This is a genomic window from Halioglobus sp. HI00S01 (genome assembly GCF_001635445.1).
Lineage (GTDB): Bacteria > Pseudomonadota > Gammaproteobacteria > Pseudomonadales > Halieaceae > Halioglobus > Halioglobus japonicus.
Genome location: NZ_LWEE01000413.1, coordinates 84,771 through 100,827 on the forward strand (window position 1 = coordinate 84,771; position 16,057 = coordinate 100,827).

Here is a 16,057-nt window from a genome sequence, read left to right on the forward strand (position 1 = left end):
GCACATGCGTCGCGCCCTCAGTGCGGGCCTGGGCCTGATCGAGTTAATGGTGGCAGTGGCTCTGGGCGCGGCACTTTGCCTGGGCGTTGCCAGCTTGCTACTGGCTGTGATGCGGCAGTACTGGCATGACGAGCAGCTTGCCATGATGCGTGACAATGGTCGTTACGCTATTCAGCTACTGGAGCGTGAGTTCAGTATGGTGGGCTTTTATGGACATGTCTGGCCCGCGGACGTGAAGCGGGTAATCGACAGTGATGATGGCTGTTACTCCTATCTGCTCGGACCAATGCCTATGTTGGAGCACTTTGATGATCTGGATAGTCACGGTGTAAGCCCTGGGGGTGAGAGTATTCCCGAGGTTTGTCGGCGCGAGAATTATTACCAGCCAGGGAGCGATGCTGTGCTACTGCGCCGGGCACTGGACCACCCGCTGCGCCTGCGCGGAGAGAACCTCGGCACAGTGACGGACGGAGAAACCTACCTGCAGTCAGGCAATCATGAGCCTCGCCTGTCGCGAGGGGGTGGTGTGTCCCGGGACCTATGGCGTTTTGTGCCATCACTTTGGTTTGTTCGACATTATTCTGTCAGGTCCGGTGATGATTTGCCAGGGCTGTGTCGCATGCGATTGTCGCGGACCGCAGCACTCACCGCGCCTATCGAGTGTCTCGTAGAAGGCGTAGAGCAGCTGCAGATTACGTATGCACTGGATGCGAATGGCGATCGGCGCGCCGACATGTGGGGAAGCACTCCTGATGTGGATCAGCTCAAGCACACACTGCTTGTGAGCATTCGTCTTGGTATGCGTAGCCCCTTACCGCTATCACTTTCGGGAGATTTTCTCCGCACTGAGATGACGTCTGTTGTGTTGTTGAGAAACAGCGATGCGTGGCGTGGTTAACCCCCTGACGTTGAGGCAGCGCGGTACCGTTCTGGTGTTTGCGCTCGTATATCTTGGTCTATTGGCCATGGCCGTGGCCGCCGTTAGTGAGGCCCATCTATTCCAGGTCCGGATCACACCGGCTCTGGAAGCTCGCTTACAGACGCGGCAGAAAGCGCTGGGGCTTATCGAACAGCGGCTTACCTGTCTGGGATTGGAAGTGCCCCGCGGTAACCCCGGAACACGCTTCTTAACCATACCCGGTTGTAGTCACCTTGAAGGGACAGCGGATGAGCATGCACAGGCTTACCTGAAAATGCTTAGCGATGATGGTGGTATCCCACCTCGACTCGGTGAAGCTAAGGCAAGCAGTGCCATTCATTACGAGGCTGTGCGCTATGAAGTTGTTGTGCGTGCGAGTGTCCCTCCTGCGATCTCCACATTGCACCAGGGGATAGTGGTGTTAGCACCGAGGTCGGATCAATGAGACCGCTCTGGGTCTGCCTGACCATTGTTGTTCTCGCGCAGTCGGCAAGTGCCGATGATGTCGATATTTATCTGCGTGAAATGAAGCGTGATACCGGTGCGCAGGTCGTTGTTGCAGTTGACTGGGCTGGTCTTGAGCAGGCCGGCCTGCTGGGCAAGTTACCCGTTGTACTCACTGATGCCCTGCGTCAGATAGGTCTCTCTGAAGAATGGCCGTGGGGGCCGCCGGCAATTGCTGTGAGTTTGCTGGCGCCCCGCGTTAGCGACTGCGATGGCCAAGTCTGTGACGGTTCGCAGTGGCTGCTGCGCAGTGTCTCTAATTTGCGCGATGAATCTTCACTGCAGGAGCTTGAGACATTCCTGGGGCGTGTCATTGCGACAGGCGTTCCAGCCCAGTTGCCCCGCGAACTGCCGACGGTTTTCGAACGCAGAATCAGCAGCATGTTAGCGAATGAGGCGATCGGTACGCGCTGTGCACCGCCGGTTGTCGTACACATCGGGAGTGAGGATCTGGTCCCGGGTGATGCAGAGATGAGCATTGCAGCCAAACTCTCAACTGGGTGGGTGACTGCGGTGACGAGAGGGGGTGGGCTCAATGCTGTGAGCTTTGCCGGTGTTGGCCTAAGTCCGGGGACGGTGCGCTTTCAACCGTTTTTTCGGCCGTCGCCGTCCAAGTTGTGGATGGGTGGCTTACGGGTTACTTCAAGCGCTGGCGAGCAATTGATTGATTCGGTGCAGGATCAGGCTCTGGGGGCGATAATGCACTCTCAGCCTATTCTTATTGATTACGGGTTGCCAGAGGATGCCCCCGCTCCGCCTGATATGCGTCTCGTTGTCGGCAGTAATACCGGTGCACTATTCATGCTGAAAGTATCTGAAACTGGCCTGCGTACGGATACGTTGGCGTGGGCTTATGTGCCGCAGGCCTTACACCAGCGCACTGACGACAGTGCTCCTGGCCAGTCTGACAAGGCGCGACTGTACGGGATCGATGGATCACCGACTGTGTATCGTCAAGATCGGAACCGCGATGGCTTCATTGATCCCGAAGCGGGTGACAGGGTCTGGGTGTTTTTTGGTTTGCGACGCGGTGGCGCGGGGGTGTTTGGCATCGACGTCAGCCGCCCGGATTTACCTGCGCCACTGTGGGAAATTACGGCGGATACGCCTGAGTTTGAAAATCTGGGGCTGACCTTTTCTGTGCCACAGCTGGTGCACCTGGATTTGGGTGAATCAAGCTTGCGGCCGGCCCTGCTGTTGGGCGGTGGCTACAACTTTGCGCGCGAGAGTGAGGTGACGTCTGCCGTCAAGGGCAATGATGTCTACCTGATAGATGCCGAATCTGGTGCATTGCTTTGGCGTGCAAGAGGCGCTAGTGAGATAGACGCTGACATAGCTCCGCCGGGGATGGATAGCGGTTTCGCCGCGCCAGCGGCGGTGCTGGACAGCGACGATAGCGGGGCGACAGATCGCGCCTACATTGCTGATCTGGGAGGGCAGTTATGGCGAATTGATTTTCCCGAGGCCGGCGCAGCATGGACTGGAGAAATCGTTGAACTATTGGCGGAGACGAGCATTCGACGCATCGCACGTCTGGGTTCTGACAGACCTGTTTTTCACCGAGCTGATATTGTCCGCGCCCGCGATGGTCACGGCGACTACGACGGCGTGCTACTGGTATCCGGAGATCGTGCCAGGCCGATGGATACTGTCAGGGAGAACTTTGCCTATCTGATCAAGGACCGCGGTCAGTCCGGGACGGTCAGCCACATGGAGCTAGTAGACGTGTCAGACATTTGCCGCCAGCCCGCGAGTGAAGAATGTACCGGGGCCGATCTGGAAGCGGGTTGGTCTCTGTCTTTGATGCATGAGGGGGAGAAGGGGTTCTCGGAGGTGCTGACCAGGAGTGGGAAGGTTTTTTTCAGTACCTATACGCCAGCATCGCTACCCCTCGAGCGCTGCGAAAGCGGCCTTGGCCATGGCCGTTGGTACGCGATCGACTTACACAACGGCGCGCCAGCGCTGCGTGAAGTACTGCGAGCTCGGTCCTGGGATGAGGATGCCACCCTCCCAATGGAGCTTGATCGAAGCTATGTGCTTGGCTATGGAATCCCGGGCCGTGCCCTGCCCTACCGTGATGGATTGTTGCTGCCGCAGGCAGGGGAGAACGGTGGCGTGGTTATCAAGCCTGCCGGTGCGCTGCGATGGCGTGCGCACTGGCGTGAGAGCGGATTGGACAGCCGGTGAGACTGCAGCTCGGTTTCTCGCTACTTGAACTGCTCATTGCGCTTGTTATCACGGCCATATTGATGACGATAGCACTACCGGCTTATCGCCACATCCAGATCAAGTCTCATCGAGTGATCGGCATTGCGGCACTGCAGGACTTGGCAGCGCGACAGGAGCGTTTCTGGCTGGAGCACCGTCGCTATGCTCTTTCCCTGGTTGAGTTGGGGTTGGTGGAAGACTATTTCATTGACGGTGGTGCGAATCTCGTCCGCCCCTCACAAGCCGTATACCGAGTCGAATTGAAAATATCGGAGGGAGATTTTCTGGCAGTGGCTGCACGGCCACAAAATGACCAGCGCCTTGACCGCCAGTGCGGTATTCTCACGCTGGGTCGAGACGGCCAGCGCTCAGTGAGTGGTGAGCTGGCAGCGCATCCTCAGCAATGCTGGTAATCCGTGACGGGGCTAGTCGTCGAGGCCCAGTTTCTTCAGTCGGTAACGCATTGAGCGGAAGCTGATTCCCAGCTGTTTTGCAGCAGCTGTCCTATTCCAACGGTTCTCTTCCAGCGCGGATGACAATACCTTGCGCTCGATGTCTTCGAGAAAACCTTCAAGGTCGCCGTCTGCGTCGCTGATGTTCCATATTTCGCTCCCGGGCCGATCGGTTTTGCGGGTGCGGGTGCCCGGGCTGCGCATGACCGGCGCGTTACTCGGGAACTGTAAATCATCGCCGGTAATGGTACCGCTGTCCGAGAGGGCGAAAGCGCGTTCCAGCACGTTCTCGAGTTCGCGAACATTGCCGGGGAAATCGTACGATGCCAGAGCGTCCAGAGCGCTGGCATCCAGAGTCGCCTTTGCCGTGCCTTCTTCGCTGGATATCCGTCCGAGTATGGTCCTGGCCAGTGCGGGCAGATCTTCGCGTCGCTCGCGCAGACTGGGCACCTGTACATCAATGACGTTAATTCGATAGTACAGGTCGTTGCGGAAACGCCCGACCTGAACCTCGGCAGCGAGATTCTTGTGAGTGGCGCTCAGCAGGCGAACATCCGTGGGCTGCTCTTCGCTGGCGCCCACCGGGCGCACCGATTTTTCCTGAATGGCGCGCAGCAGTTTGACCTGCATGCCCAGGGGTAGATCGGCCACTTCATCGAGAAACAGCGTGCCGCCCGCTGCCGCCTGGAACAGCCCCGGTTTGTCGCTGGTTGCGCCGGTGAAGCTGCCTTTGACGTGACCAAACAGTTCGCTTTCCATGAGGTCAGGGGGAATAGCGCCGCAGTTAACGGCGACGAAGCTGCCCGCTGCCCGCGGACCGTTATTGTGGATGAGTCGCGCGACAACTTCTTTACCACTACCGGATTCACCGCGGATATGAACCGGGGCCTGGCTGCGGGCAAGCTTGATGATTTGTTTGCGCAGCCTTTCCACTGACGGTGCAGAGCCAATCAGGTCGTGATCGACGGCGCTGTCAGCGCGACTGGTGTCGCCTTCCAGTTGCAGGGCACTGTTGACCAGGTTGCGCAGGGTCTCCAGTTCAATCGGCTTGGAAATAAAATCGAAGGCGCCTGCCTTGAGGGCGGAAATTGCCGTTTCCACGCTGCCATGGGCGGTAATCATCGCCACGGGCATCTGGGGAAAGTCGCGCTGAATATACTCAACCAGGCTGATTCCATTGCCGTCGGGTAGCTTCATGTCAGTCAGGCACAGGTCGGGAACAACCTCGCTGATCCGCGCCTGGGCTTCGCCCAGGCTCGCAGCGCTGTGGGTTTCGAGACCCATGCGGCTCAGGGTGATGTCCAGTAGTTCGCGAATATCAGGTTCGTCGTCAACGATGAGAACGCTTTGCGCTGCCATTTATCGTGCTCGCTGGCTAAGGGAAATGCGAAAACAGCTCGCGCCACTGTCGGTGGGGCGGTAGATGAGGTTCGCATTGTTGATTTCACACAATTCTTTGCACAGGTACAACCCCATCCCGCTCCCTTCTGCCACAGTCGTAAAGAAGGGTTCAAAAAGCTTAGCCTGATCAGCCGCCGGCACGCCGGCGCCGTCATCGACAATATCGATAATGCACAGGTGGTTAATGAAGTCGACTTCCACGCTGAGCTGCGCCGTTTCATGGCCGGTAGCCAGCTTGCTGTGGCGCAGCGCGTTGTCCAACAGATTGCTCATGACGCGGCGCAGGTTCTCCGGATCGAATTCGATCAACATGTCTTTAAACTGGCAATCGATAGTAATATCGGCAGGCCGGTTGAGGCTCTTCAGGTAGTCCTTAACATACTCCGTTATCCAGCTGTCCAGCTCAAGATACTCGGGTTTTGGCGGCGCCCTGCGGGAAATCTGCATGACACTCTCGACAATTTCGTTCACCCGCCCACAGTGGTGCTGGACGATGTCTGCCAGACGTTTGTCTGCCGTCGACAAATCATCGGATTCCTGCATGAGCTGTGCTGCATGGCTGATCGCGCCCAGAGGGTTGCGGATCTCATGAGCAATACTGGCAGTCAGGCGGCCCAGCGACGTGAGCTTGAGTGATTGGGCGTACTGGGTGACGGGAGAATAGTCCTCGACGAAAATCAGCGCCTCACCGTGGGGGCTGGACTGTAGGTCGCGGAAGTTGGCGATCACGGGGGCTGAATCTTCTGCCGGTGAAAACGGCTGTGCGCGGTGCAGGCCCGTCTTGCGCCAGTTCTCGAACTGAAACGCCAGTTCCGGACAGTAGTCGGCGAGGGCGCGCCCCTGTTCCAGCAGCACCGGGCGGTCCGGCACCAGCAGGCTGGAGGCGGCCTTGTTCATCACCCGGACCACACTCTTGTCATCCACCAGCAGAATGCCGGTTTCCATGTGCTGGACAATTTGTTCGTTCAGCCGCTGCAGTTCATACAGGTCACTGGCCCGGTTGCGGGCGAGCTCCTCGGCTCTGCCCAGGCGTTGGGCCACAGCCTGCACTAGCAGGGACACAATAAAAATGAGCGCCCCGATAATGCCCGCCGGGAACAGGGCGTTCATATTGAGTTCGCCGCTGTAGGCCAGCCATATCGTATCCAGCAACAGCGCCATGGCACTGAGTGCGGCAATCAGTGTGGCTATGGTGTGATTGCTGATCAGTACTGCGCTGGCGGCCACCGTGATGACCAGCAAGACCGGCAGGCCGCTGGCGATACCGCCGGAAAAGTCCGACAACAGGGTGATGGCAATAATATCCAGCACGAACACAGCGAGCATGACCCGCTGGTTCAGGTGACGGGAGAAAAAGCCTGCCAGGGGCACATTGGTGGCCAGATGTGCCAATGCCACCAGGGCATAGAGGGCCGGGTTAAGCGAGCCTACAAGCTGGCGGGTATTGGGGCTGACCAGCATGATGAGCAGCACCACCGACAGCAGCGAACGATAGGCAATATAAATCCTGAACAGGGTCAGGTTCTGTTGCGAGGTCGCTCCGGTGACGGGCTTGGTCAGGATAGCGGGCGGGTTCACGCGATGGCCTGGGCTCAGTAGCTGTTATTAAACTTAGTGTAACAGGCATTGTTGGCCGGGGGGCTGGCTTAAAGGGCTGGTTTTTCGGAAAATAGCGCCCCGTTTGTAGCGACAATGCAGTGAGATGGTAGCCCCATGACAATCCTGAATATCCTGATGGCCCAGATGAATACGCTGGTCGGTGATTTCGATGGCAACACCGAGCGTGTTATCGAGACCGTCCAGCGCGCCGAGAAGGAACACGCTGCGCCTGTGGTGGTTTTTCCTGAGCTGACGCTGAGCGGGTATCCCCCTGAAGACTTGCTGCTGCGGCCCAGTATCGAACTGCGGGTCAATCAGTCACTGGAAAAAATCTGTGCGGCGCTCAGCGGAGATGCCTATGCCGTTATCGGCTACCCCAGAAAAGACGGCGACGCTCTGTACAACGTGGCGGGTGTTGTGCACCGCGGTGAAATCATCGCCGAGTATCGCAAGCAATGTCTGCCCAATTACCAGGTATTTGATGAGAAGCGCTATTTTGAAGCCGGGCATGAGCCCTGCGTTGTTGATATCCACGGCATTCCGGTAGGTCTGTCCATTTGCGAGGACATCTGGGAGGAAGCCCCAACCCTCGATGTCGCCGAGGCCGGCGCCGCCCTGTTGCTCAACCTGAACTCCTCGCCCTACCACCGGGGCAAGCGCTCTGAGCGCTGGGAGCTTATCGCGGCGCGGGCCAAAGCCGCTGGATTCCCGATTGTCTACGTCAATCAGGTCGGCGGCCAGGATGAACTGGTCTTCGACGGTGGTTCATTTGCGGTGAGTGCGGAAGGCGAAGTGGTGGCCGCGGCCCCCAGCTTCGAAGAGGGCGAATACTGGCTGCACTACGATGCGGAACAGGCCGAGGCGCCCTTTCGTGGGGTGTCGGTGGTTGAGCCCCTCGACGAGATGGAAGCAACCTGGCGCGCACTAGTACTGGGCGTGCGGGATTACGTGAACAAAAACCGCTTCAAGGGCGTGGTACTGGGCCTGTCCGGCGGTATTGATTCGGCCCTGACACTGGCGGTGGCCGTTGAGGCCCTGGGGCCGGAGCGTGTTGAGGCGGTGATGATGCCCTTCCGTTACACCTCCCAGATGAGTGTTGAGGATGCGGCGGAGCAGTCGCGTACGCTGGGTGTCAGCCACAAGGTGATATCCATCGAACCGATTTACGAGTCGTTCATGGCGGCACTGGCGGATGAATTTGCAGGCGCCGCTGCCGATACCACCGAAGAGAACCTGCAGGCCCGCTGCCGCGGTGTGCTGCTTATGTCGATCTCCAACAAGAAGGGCTACCTGGTGCTCACCACCGGGAACAAGAGCGAAATGGCGGTGGGCTACTCCACCCTCTACGGCGATATGGCCGGTGGCTTCGATGCTCTCAAGGATGTTCCTAAAACGCTGGTGTTTGATTTGTGCCGCTACCGCAATACCCTCGGGCCCTGCATTCCTCAGCGCGTTATCGACCGGCCGCCCTCGGCTGAGCTGGCACCAGACCAGAAAGACGAAGATTCACTGCCGCCCTACGACGTGCTCGACCAGATTCTGGAGATGTACGTTGAGCAGGACATGTCAGCCGAGGCGATCATCGCCAGCGGCATGGACAGGGAACAGGTGCAGCGCGTGTTGCGCCTGGTCGACATCAACGAGTACAAGCGCCGTCAGGCCCCGATCGGAGTGCGCATCACCCGGCGTGGGTTTGGTCGAGACCGCCGTTACCCGATTACGTCAGGCTGGCGGATTGGCGAATAATCGCGGGCGCATCTGCCGATGCGCCCCAAGGTAGGGTATTAGCTGTCGCGGGAGTCGAACTGCGGCGGGGTTGGCGGGAAGAACAGGCCGAAGGTGGCTTTGTTAATCCAGTTGCGCTGTAAGCCATCGAGCGTATACACGCTCTTGAACTCACCGTTTTCGTCGATGTTCGGGTGCTCCGGGTAATTCATGGCGAGCACTTCAATCGTGTCTCGTGCCAGGTCGTCCATACCCATCAGGATATAGCCCTGTGCCATCACCGCCAGGCCGTCGGCAACGGCCGGCGTGCGCTGGAAGTTTTCAACCACGTAGCGGCCGCGGTTGGTCGCTGCCAGCCACGCGCCGCGACGGAAGTAGTAGTTGGCCACGAGAATCTCGTGCCGGGCCAGCAGATTGCGCAGGTATACCATGCGCGCCTTGGCATCGGCGGCGTAGGGGCTGTCCGGGAAGCGCGAGACCAATTGCGCGAACTCGGCAAAGGACTCTTTGGCAGAGGACACATCGCGCTCGGCGGCGTCGGTGGGCAGGAAGCGCGATAGCAGGTCTTCATTGGCAGAGTAAGCCGCCAGCCCCTTCATATAATAGGCGTAATCCACGTTGGGGTGCTGTGGGTGCAGGCGGATAAAGCGATCCGCGGCCTCAACGGCGGCCTCCTGCTCGTAGCCCTGGTAGTGGGCATAGATGATTTCCAGCTGGGCCTGCTCCGCATAGCGGCCGAACGGGTAGCGCGATTCCAGCGTCTGCAGGCTGCGTACCGCCAGATCCCAGTTGCTGGCCCTCAGGTAGCGTTGAGCCTGCTCGTAGATTTGTTGCTCGCCTGTATCGGCAGCAATTTCAGGGGTTTCGTCGTTGCCCGCGCAGCCAACAATAGCCAGGCTGAGCAGCAGGACCAGGGCGTATTTCAAAGATCTCACCGGTGTTATTTCCTTCGGCGTGCTACCATGCACGCCTTAATCAAGGCGGCTATTTAACCACAGCCCGAAAGCGGCATAAACAGGAAAAGTCATGGGCGAAAGAATCCAGATATCGGCATCGGTGCCGGCTGAGATGGACGGCGACAGGCTGGACCAGGTGGCCGCGCGTCTCTTTCCAGACTATTCCCGCTCGCGCCTGCAGGCGTGGATCAAAAAAGGCGAACTGCTCGCCGATGGCAAGCAGCTGCGAACCCGTGACAAAGTGGTCGAGGGCATGGAGCTGTCTATCGATACCGAGCCTGAGGAAGTCGTAGGCTGGCAGGCGCAGGATATCGCCCTGGATGTCATCTACGAAGACGAGCACATCATCGTTATCAACAAGCCCGCGGGTCTGGTGGTCCACCCGGCCGCCGGGCATGCCGACGGTACCCTGGTCAATGCCCTGTTGGCCCATGCGCCGCAGATGGCGCAGCTGCCCCGGGGCGGTATTGTCCACCGCCTCGACATGGAGACCTCGGGCATTATGGTGGCCGCCAAAAGCCTGCTCGCCCACGGCGACCTGGTTGCTCAGCTACAGGAGCGCACCGTCAGGCGCGAGTACTGTGCGGTGTGCATTGGCGTGATGACCGGCGGTGGGACCGTCAACGAGCCGATGGGTCGTCACCCCAAACAGCGCAAGAAAATGGCAGTGCTGGCGGTTGGCGGTAAACCCGCCATTACCCACTACCGTGTGGAGAAGCGCTTCGGCCATCACACCAGCATCGCGGTCAATCTGGAAACCGGGCGCACTCACCAGATCCGCGTGCACATGGCGCATCGTCACTACCCGCTGGTGGGCGACCCTACCTACGGTGGCCGCCCGCGTATTCCCAAAGGGGCATCGACCGAACTGGTTGAAGTATTGCGCGGCTTTCCTCGCCAGGCGTTACACGCCCGGGCGCTGGGCCTGTTTCATCCCGAAACCGGTGAAGAGGTGCATTTTGAGTGCCCGCTGCCCGAAGAGATGCAGCAGCTGCTGGCAGTGCTCGAACGCGAAGACCCGGTTATCGCCAGTGACGATCCCCTGTATTGAGCCCGACTGGCCGGCGCCGCCCCGGGTAAGGGCGCTATCCACAACTCGGGCCGGAGGCGTCAGCATCGGCCCTTATCAGGGATTGAATCTGGGACAGCATGTGGGAGATGACCCCGCCGCTGTCGACGCCAATCGCGCCCTGGTGCGGGCGCATCTCGGTGGCGCGCAGCTACAGTGGCTGCAACAGGTTCATGGCACCGCTGTGGTGTTGGCCGGAAATCAACCGCTCCCTGAAGCGGATGCCAGCTGGGCAGCGACACCTGATTACGCCTGCGCCGTCATGACAGCCGATTGCCTCCCGGTATTGTTCTGCGACGAGGCCGGTACGCGGGTGGCTGCTGCGCATGCCGGCTGGCGCGGGCTGTGTGCGGGCGTTCTCGAGGCAACGGTGGCATCCATGGACTGCGCGCCCGAACGGATTCTGGCCTGGCTGGGGCCCGCCATCGGCCCGCGGGCATTTGAGGTTGGCCCGGAGGTCAAGGCGGCCTTTGTGGCGGCCGATAATAAACTGCCCTTTCGCGGCGCCGGTGAGGCTGGCAGCGCTGCGTGTTTCGTACCCAGTGAGGGGCGCCAGGGCGCGTTCATGGCCGATTTGTACGCGCTGGCGCGTCATCGCTTGCGTGTGGCGGGTGTGCAGCAGCTCTTTGGCGGGGATTTCTGCACTTTCAGCGACAGAGCGCGCTTTTTCTCCTATCGGCGCGACGGCCAAACCGGCCGGATGGCCAGCTTAGTCTGGTTGTCGGATTGAATCTCCCCCCTTGAAGTCGGGTTGTTTGGCCCAATATAACCCCCCAAGAGACAAATTTAGCCGGGGAGAATGCCCCCGGGAAGGAGACTTCACACAATGCGTATGGACAAACTGACCAACCAGCTGCAGTCCGCGCTGGCGGACGCTCAGTCACTGGCACTGGGTAAGGATCATAACTTTATTGAACCCGTACACCTGCTCAGCGCGCTGCTGGAGCAGAGCGGTGGTTCCGCGCGCCCGTTGCTGCATAAGGCGGGTGCAGAGCTCACCGCTTTGCGAGCCGAGGTACACGCCGCGGTCGACGCGCTGCCCACGGTAGGCGGCGCCGCCGGTGAGGTGCACGTTTCCCAGGATCTGGGTCGCATACTGAACGTAACGGATAAGCTCGCACAGCAGGGCGGGGATGCCTATATCTCCAGTGAACTGGTGCTGCTGGCTATGCTTGAGAGCAAGAACCGCGCCGGTGAATTGCTCAAACAAAGCGGTGTGACCGCAGCAGCACTGAAAACAGCGATTGAGGACGTGCGCGGCGGCGAGGCCGTGAGCAACCCTGAGGCCGAAGAGACCCGTCAGGCCCTCGACAAGTTCACCATCGATCTCACCGAGCGTGCCGAATTGGGCAAACTCGATCCGGTGATTGGCCGCGACGATGAAATTCGCCGCACCATTCAGGTGCTGCAGCGTCGCACCAAGAACAACCCTGTGCTTATCGGCGAACCGGGGGTGGGTAAAACCGCCATCATCGAAGGCCTGGCGCAGCGTGTCATTAACGGTGAGGTGCCGGAGGGCCTCAAGGACAAGCGTATTTTGTCATTGGATCTCGGGGCGCTTCTGGCTGGCGCTAAATTCCGCGGTGAATTTGAGGAGCGCCTCAAGGCAGTACTCAATGAGCTCTCCAAGCAGGAAGGGCGCATCATTCTGTTTGTCGATGAGCTGCACACCATGGTAGGTGCCGGTAAGGCCGAGGGCTCAATGGATGCGGGCAATATGCTTAAGCCTGCGCTGGCTCGCGGTGAATTGCACTGCGTGGGTGCGACGACGCTGGATGAATACCGGCATTACGTGGAGAAGGATGCGGCCCTTGAGCGGCGTTTCCAGAAGGTGTTGGTCGATGAGCCCAACGAGGAAGACACCATTGCCATTCTGCGTGGCCTGAAAGAGCGTTATGAGGTGCACCATGGTGTTGATATTACCGACAGTGCAATCATCGCCGCAGCCAAGTTGTCGCAGCGTTACATTACCGATCGGCAATTACCGGACAAGGCAATTGATCTTGTAGACGAGGCGGCCAGCCGCATCCGGATGGAGATTGATTCCAAGCCCGAATCCATGGACCGCCTAGAGCGGCGCCTGATTCAGCTGAAGATCGAGCGTGAGGCTGTGGCCAAGGACGAGTCTGCCAAGGAGCAGGTTAAACATCTGGATGAGCAAATCGAGCTGGTTGAGCGAGAGTTCTCTGATCTCGAGGAAATCTGGAAGGCCGAGAAAGCGTCCTTGCAGGGCAGTGCCCAGATTAAGTCGGACCTGGAGCAGGTCAAGCTGGAGCTTGAAGCGGCGCGTCGCGCCGGAGACCTGACGCGCATGTCCGAGTTGCAGTACGGCAAGTTGCCTGAACTGGAAAAGCAACTCGAGCAGGCCGATGAGGCGGAGACCGTGGAGCGCACGTTGCTGCGCAACAAGGTGACTGAGGAAGAAGTCGCGGAAGTGGTGTCGCGCTGGACGGGTATTCCCATCTCCAAGATGCTCGAGGGCGACCGTGAGAAGTTATTGCGCATGGAAGAGGCGCTGTACAATCGCGTCGTCGGTCAGAATGAGGCTGTGGTGGCAGTGTCTAACGCAGTGCGTCGCTCCAGGGCGGGGCTCTCGGACCCGAATCGCCCGAATGGCTCGTTTCTGTTCCTCGGCCCCACCGGCGTGGGTAAAACCGAGTTGTGTAAGGCGTTGGCAGAGTTTCTGTTTGATTCTGAGCAGGCCATGGTGCGGATCGATATGTCCGAATTCATGGAAAAGCACTCTGTTGCCCGTCTGATCGGCGCGCCTCCCGGGTATGTGGGTTATGAGGAAGGCGGCTATCTGACCGAGGCTGTGCGCCGCCGTCCATACTCGCTGTTGCTATTGGACGAGGTGGAGAAGGCGCATCCGGATGTGTTCAATATTCTCCTGCAGGTGTTGGAGGACGGTCGCCTGACTGATGGCCAGGGTCGTACGGTCGATTTTCGTAATACCGTAGTAGTGATGACCTCCAACCTGGGCTCGGAGTTTATCCAGGAGATGGCCGGCGACGAGAACTACGACGCCATCAAGGCGGCGGTCATGGGCGCGGTGGGCAACCACTTCCGTCCGGAGTTCATCAATCGTGTGGATGAGTCGGTGGTATTCCACCCACTGCAGCAAAGCCAGATCCGCGGTATTGCTGATATTCAGCTGCGCGGCCTTGAGGCGCGTCTGGCCGAGCGGGAACTCTCGCTGGATATTTCAGAGGCGTTCATGGAGCACCTCGTAGCTGCGGGCTTCGATCCTGTCTACGGCGCGCGCCCGCTGAAGAGAGCCATTCAGCAGGAGCTGGAGAATCCGCTTGCACAGCGAATTGTGGCCGGAGAGTATGCCCCTGGGCAGACGATTGCGGTGGATTACGACGGCGAGCAGGCGAGCTTCGACGCTCGCTAGTCGGTTCCCGAAAATGAAAAAGGCCCCGTTAGGGGCCTTTTTTTGCCGGTGCTTTGGCGCTAGCAGTTCTGGTCGATTACCGCCTGGGCGCGGGTCATCTGGTCGGCTTTTTCTTCTTCGCTCAGGAAACGGAACTCGCCGTTCTCATCGCGCAGTCGAATGCGACCGCCGTTCTGCAGTGTCGCCAGGTTCTCCTGGGCGCGAGCGCACATCTCGGCGCTCTTCTTGGGTGCGGTTTCTTCCTGGGGGAAGGTTTCAAATTCGTTGCCAGGCTCGGGGGTCGTATCCAGTGGTACGGCGCCTTCATCGCCCTCGACGCGTCGGATATCGTACGATTTAGTGGACACAACTTCGTACTCCGTGCCCTTCGGCGGTGGCCGGTCGCTGTGGTAAACATTGCCGCGGTCATCCTTCCAGCGGTAGTAGGTCTGGCCGGCGGCCGTGCTGAGACTACTGGCGAGCATGCCTGCAGCGATGGCAAGCACAATGGCTTTGGGAATAAACGAGGTCACGGTGCCCCCTTGGCTCCTGTGGGTCGATTCCTGAAACATATCCAAATTCCCGCGGGGGAGCAATCCCGCATTATTCACGGAACAAATACCATGCATCGCCGCCTGCGGTTGACTTTGCAGCCGGTTCTGCCAAGATTCCTCCCGTCTTACAGATGGCAACGGCTAACGGCGAGTACCCTCGTCCCCTGGCCTACTGGCGTGATCCGATTATTCATGTCAGCTGTTTGTGAGTCCCGTATTCAGTCGCACAGTACCTGTGCGATTGAGGGCCAGACACTGCGCTACCCCGCAGGGCGACCGATACACGGGCTTCGTGATCGATTCTTCCCTGGAGGAGCGTCTCCTCACGGGGCGTTTGCGAAGTGTATCGAGCTGATAAAGGGGGTGGCGTGGAAAGTCGAATACCGGTTCCTGGTATTCGTTCTCGACATGTCCACACAAACTGAAGCAATGCACCGGCGAGGGTTACGCGTCGGGCAGCGTTCATTTTTGGAGATTTGCTGTGGAACTCTTATCCGGCGGTGAAATGATTGTCCGCGCCCTGGAAGACGAGGGCGTTGAGTACGTGTTCGGTTATCCGGGCGGTGCTGTACTGCACATTTACGATGCCATGTTCAAGGAGAACAAGGTCCCTCATGTCCTGGTGCGCCACGAACAGGCGGCTACCCATGCGGCTGACGCCTACGCCCGAGCCACCGGTAAGCCAGGCGTGGTGCTGGTGACCTCAGGTCCCGGCGCAACCAATGCGATTACCGGTATCGCGACTGCGTACATGGATTCCATTCCCATGGTGGTACTGTCCGGCCAGGTACAGAGCCACTTGATTGGCGAAGATGCGTTCCAGGAAACCGATATGGTCGGTATTTCCCGCCCAATCGTGAAGCACAGCTTTATGGTGCGCAAAGCCGAAGACATTCCCGGCATGATTAAAAAGGCCTTCCATATCGCCTCTACGGGCCGCCCCGGCCCAGTTGTGATCGATATCCCCAAGGATGTCACCCGGCCTGATGAAAAATTCGAGTACCAGTACCCCGAAGCGGTGAAGATGCGCTCCTATGCGCCCGCACAGCGCGGTCACACTGGCCAGATCAAAAAAGCGGTACGTATGCTCTTGGGCGCCAAGCGTCCAATGATTTACGCCGGCGGCGGTGTGGTGCAGGGCGAGGGTAGCGAATTGCTTACATGCCTGGCGAAAATGCTCAATTACCCAGTGACCAATACCCTAATGGGGCTCGGTGCTTATCCGGGAACGGATCGCCAGTTCCTGGGCATGCACCTGGCCGGACAGTACCACCATGGGAATGGAATCCATGTA

The 16,057-nt window shown here is 59.1% G+C and carries 13 protein-coding genes; 9 read left to right on the plus strand and 4 right to left on the minus strand.

The genetic code is table 11. From position 1 onward, the window contains the following. Window positions 1-4 precede the first annotated feature (4 nt). The 4 genes from A3709_RS22335 to A3709_RS22350 are packed head-to-tail and all read left to right on the plus strand — an operon-like array spanning window position 5 to window position 4,044. Window positions 5-898: a PilW family protein gene (locus A3709_RS22335; RefSeq protein ID WP_197484374.1), complete on the plus strand. Its 894-nt coding sequence runs from the start codon at window positions 5-7 to the stop codon at window positions 896-898. Beyond that, window positions 882-1,364 carry a hypothetical protein gene (locus tag A3709_RS22340; protein WP_066059929.1) on the plus strand — a complete coding sequence of 161 codons (483 nt, stop codon included), beginning with the start codon at window positions 882-884 and terminating at the stop codon, window positions 1,362-1,364. The genes A3709_RS22335 and A3709_RS22340 overlap by 17 nt, the downstream gene beginning before the upstream one ends. After that, window positions 1,361-3,610, plus strand: a complete 2,250-nt coding sequence (locus A3709_RS22345; RefSeq protein ID WP_066059931.1) for a pilus assembly protein — start codon at window positions 1,361-1,363, stop codon at window positions 3,608-3,610. The genes A3709_RS22340 and A3709_RS22345 overlap by 4 nt, the downstream gene beginning before the upstream one ends. After that, a complete protein-coding gene (locus A3709_RS22350; RefSeq protein WP_066059933.1) occupies window positions 3,607-4,044 on the plus strand; it encodes a type IV pilin protein in 438 nt (145 codons plus the stop codon). The genes A3709_RS22345 and A3709_RS22350 overlap by 4 nt, the downstream gene beginning before the upstream one ends. 12 nt (window positions 4,045-4,056) lie before the next feature. Here A3709_RS22350 and A3709_RS24345 read toward each other — a convergent pair whose 3' ends face one another. Then, window positions 4,057-5,442 (minus strand): sigma-54 dependent transcriptional regulator, encoded by a 1,386-nt coding sequence (locus tag A3709_RS24345; RefSeq protein ID WP_066059935.1) that lies wholly within the window; start codon window positions 5,440-5,442, stop codon window positions 4,057-4,059. After that, window positions 5,443-7,062, minus strand: a complete 1,620-nt coding sequence (locus A3709_RS24350; protein WP_231871294.1) for a PAS domain-containing sensor histidine kinase — start codon at window positions 7,060-7,062, stop codon at window positions 5,443-5,445. It abuts the gene before it with no gap. Window positions 7,063-7,197: 135 nt separating this feature from the next. Here A3709_RS24350 and A3709_RS22365 point away from each other — a divergent pair, with 135 nt between their 5' ends. After that, window positions 7,198-8,829: an NAD+ synthase gene (locus tag A3709_RS22365; RefSeq protein WP_066059937.1), complete on the plus strand. Its 1,632-nt coding sequence runs from the start codon at window positions 7,198-7,200 to the stop codon at window positions 8,827-8,829. A gap of 38 nt (window positions 8,830-8,867) precedes the next feature. Here A3709_RS22365 and A3709_RS22370 read toward each other — a convergent pair whose 3' ends face one another. Further along, window positions 8,868-9,734, minus strand: a complete 867-nt coding sequence (locus tag A3709_RS22370; RefSeq protein ID WP_066059939.1) for an outer membrane protein assembly factor BamD — start codon at window positions 9,732-9,734, stop codon at window positions 8,868-8,870. A 100-nt stretch (window positions 9,735-9,834) separates the two neighbouring features. On the opposite strand from A3709_RS22370, the gene rluD reads away from it, so the two are divergent. The 3 genes from rluD (at window position 9,835) to clpB (ending at window position 14,230) form a co-directional block, all read left to right on the plus strand. Then, the gene (gene rluD, locus A3709_RS22375; RefSeq protein WP_066059941.1) at window positions 9,835-10,815 is read left to right on the plus strand and encodes a 23S rRNA pseudouridine(1911/1915/1917) synthase RluD; all 981 of its coding nucleotides are present in this window, start codon (window positions 9,835-9,837) and stop codon (window positions 10,813-10,815) included. After that, entirely contained in the window at window positions 10,796-11,563 is a 768-nt protein-coding gene (gene pgeF / locus A3709_RS22380; protein WP_082850312.1) for a peptidoglycan editing factor PgeF, read from the plus strand. The genes rluD and pgeF overlap by 20 nt, the downstream gene beginning before the upstream one ends. A 96-nt stretch (window positions 11,564-11,659) precedes the next feature. Next, a complete protein-coding gene (gene clpB / locus A3709_RS22385; protein WP_066059943.1) occupies window positions 11,660-14,230 on the plus strand; it encodes an ATP-dependent chaperone ClpB in 2,571 nt (856 codons plus the stop codon). A gap of 59 nt (window positions 14,231-14,289) precedes the next feature. Here the strand turns inward: clpB and A3709_RS22390 are convergent, their stop codons facing one another. Next, the gene (locus tag A3709_RS22390) at window positions 14,290-14,781 is read right to left on the minus strand and encodes a DUF4124 domain-containing protein (RefSeq protein WP_197484375.1); all 492 of its coding nucleotides are present in this window, start codon (window positions 14,779-14,781) and stop codon (window positions 14,290-14,292) included. A 463-nt stretch (window positions 14,782-15,244) separates the two neighbouring features. Between A3709_RS22390 and A3709_RS22395 the strand changes: the two genes are divergently transcribed. Further along, window positions 15,245-16,057 (plus strand): thiamine pyrophosphate-binding protein (locus A3709_RS22395; protein ID WP_255359779.1); only part of this gene is annotated, 813 nt, incomplete at its 3' end.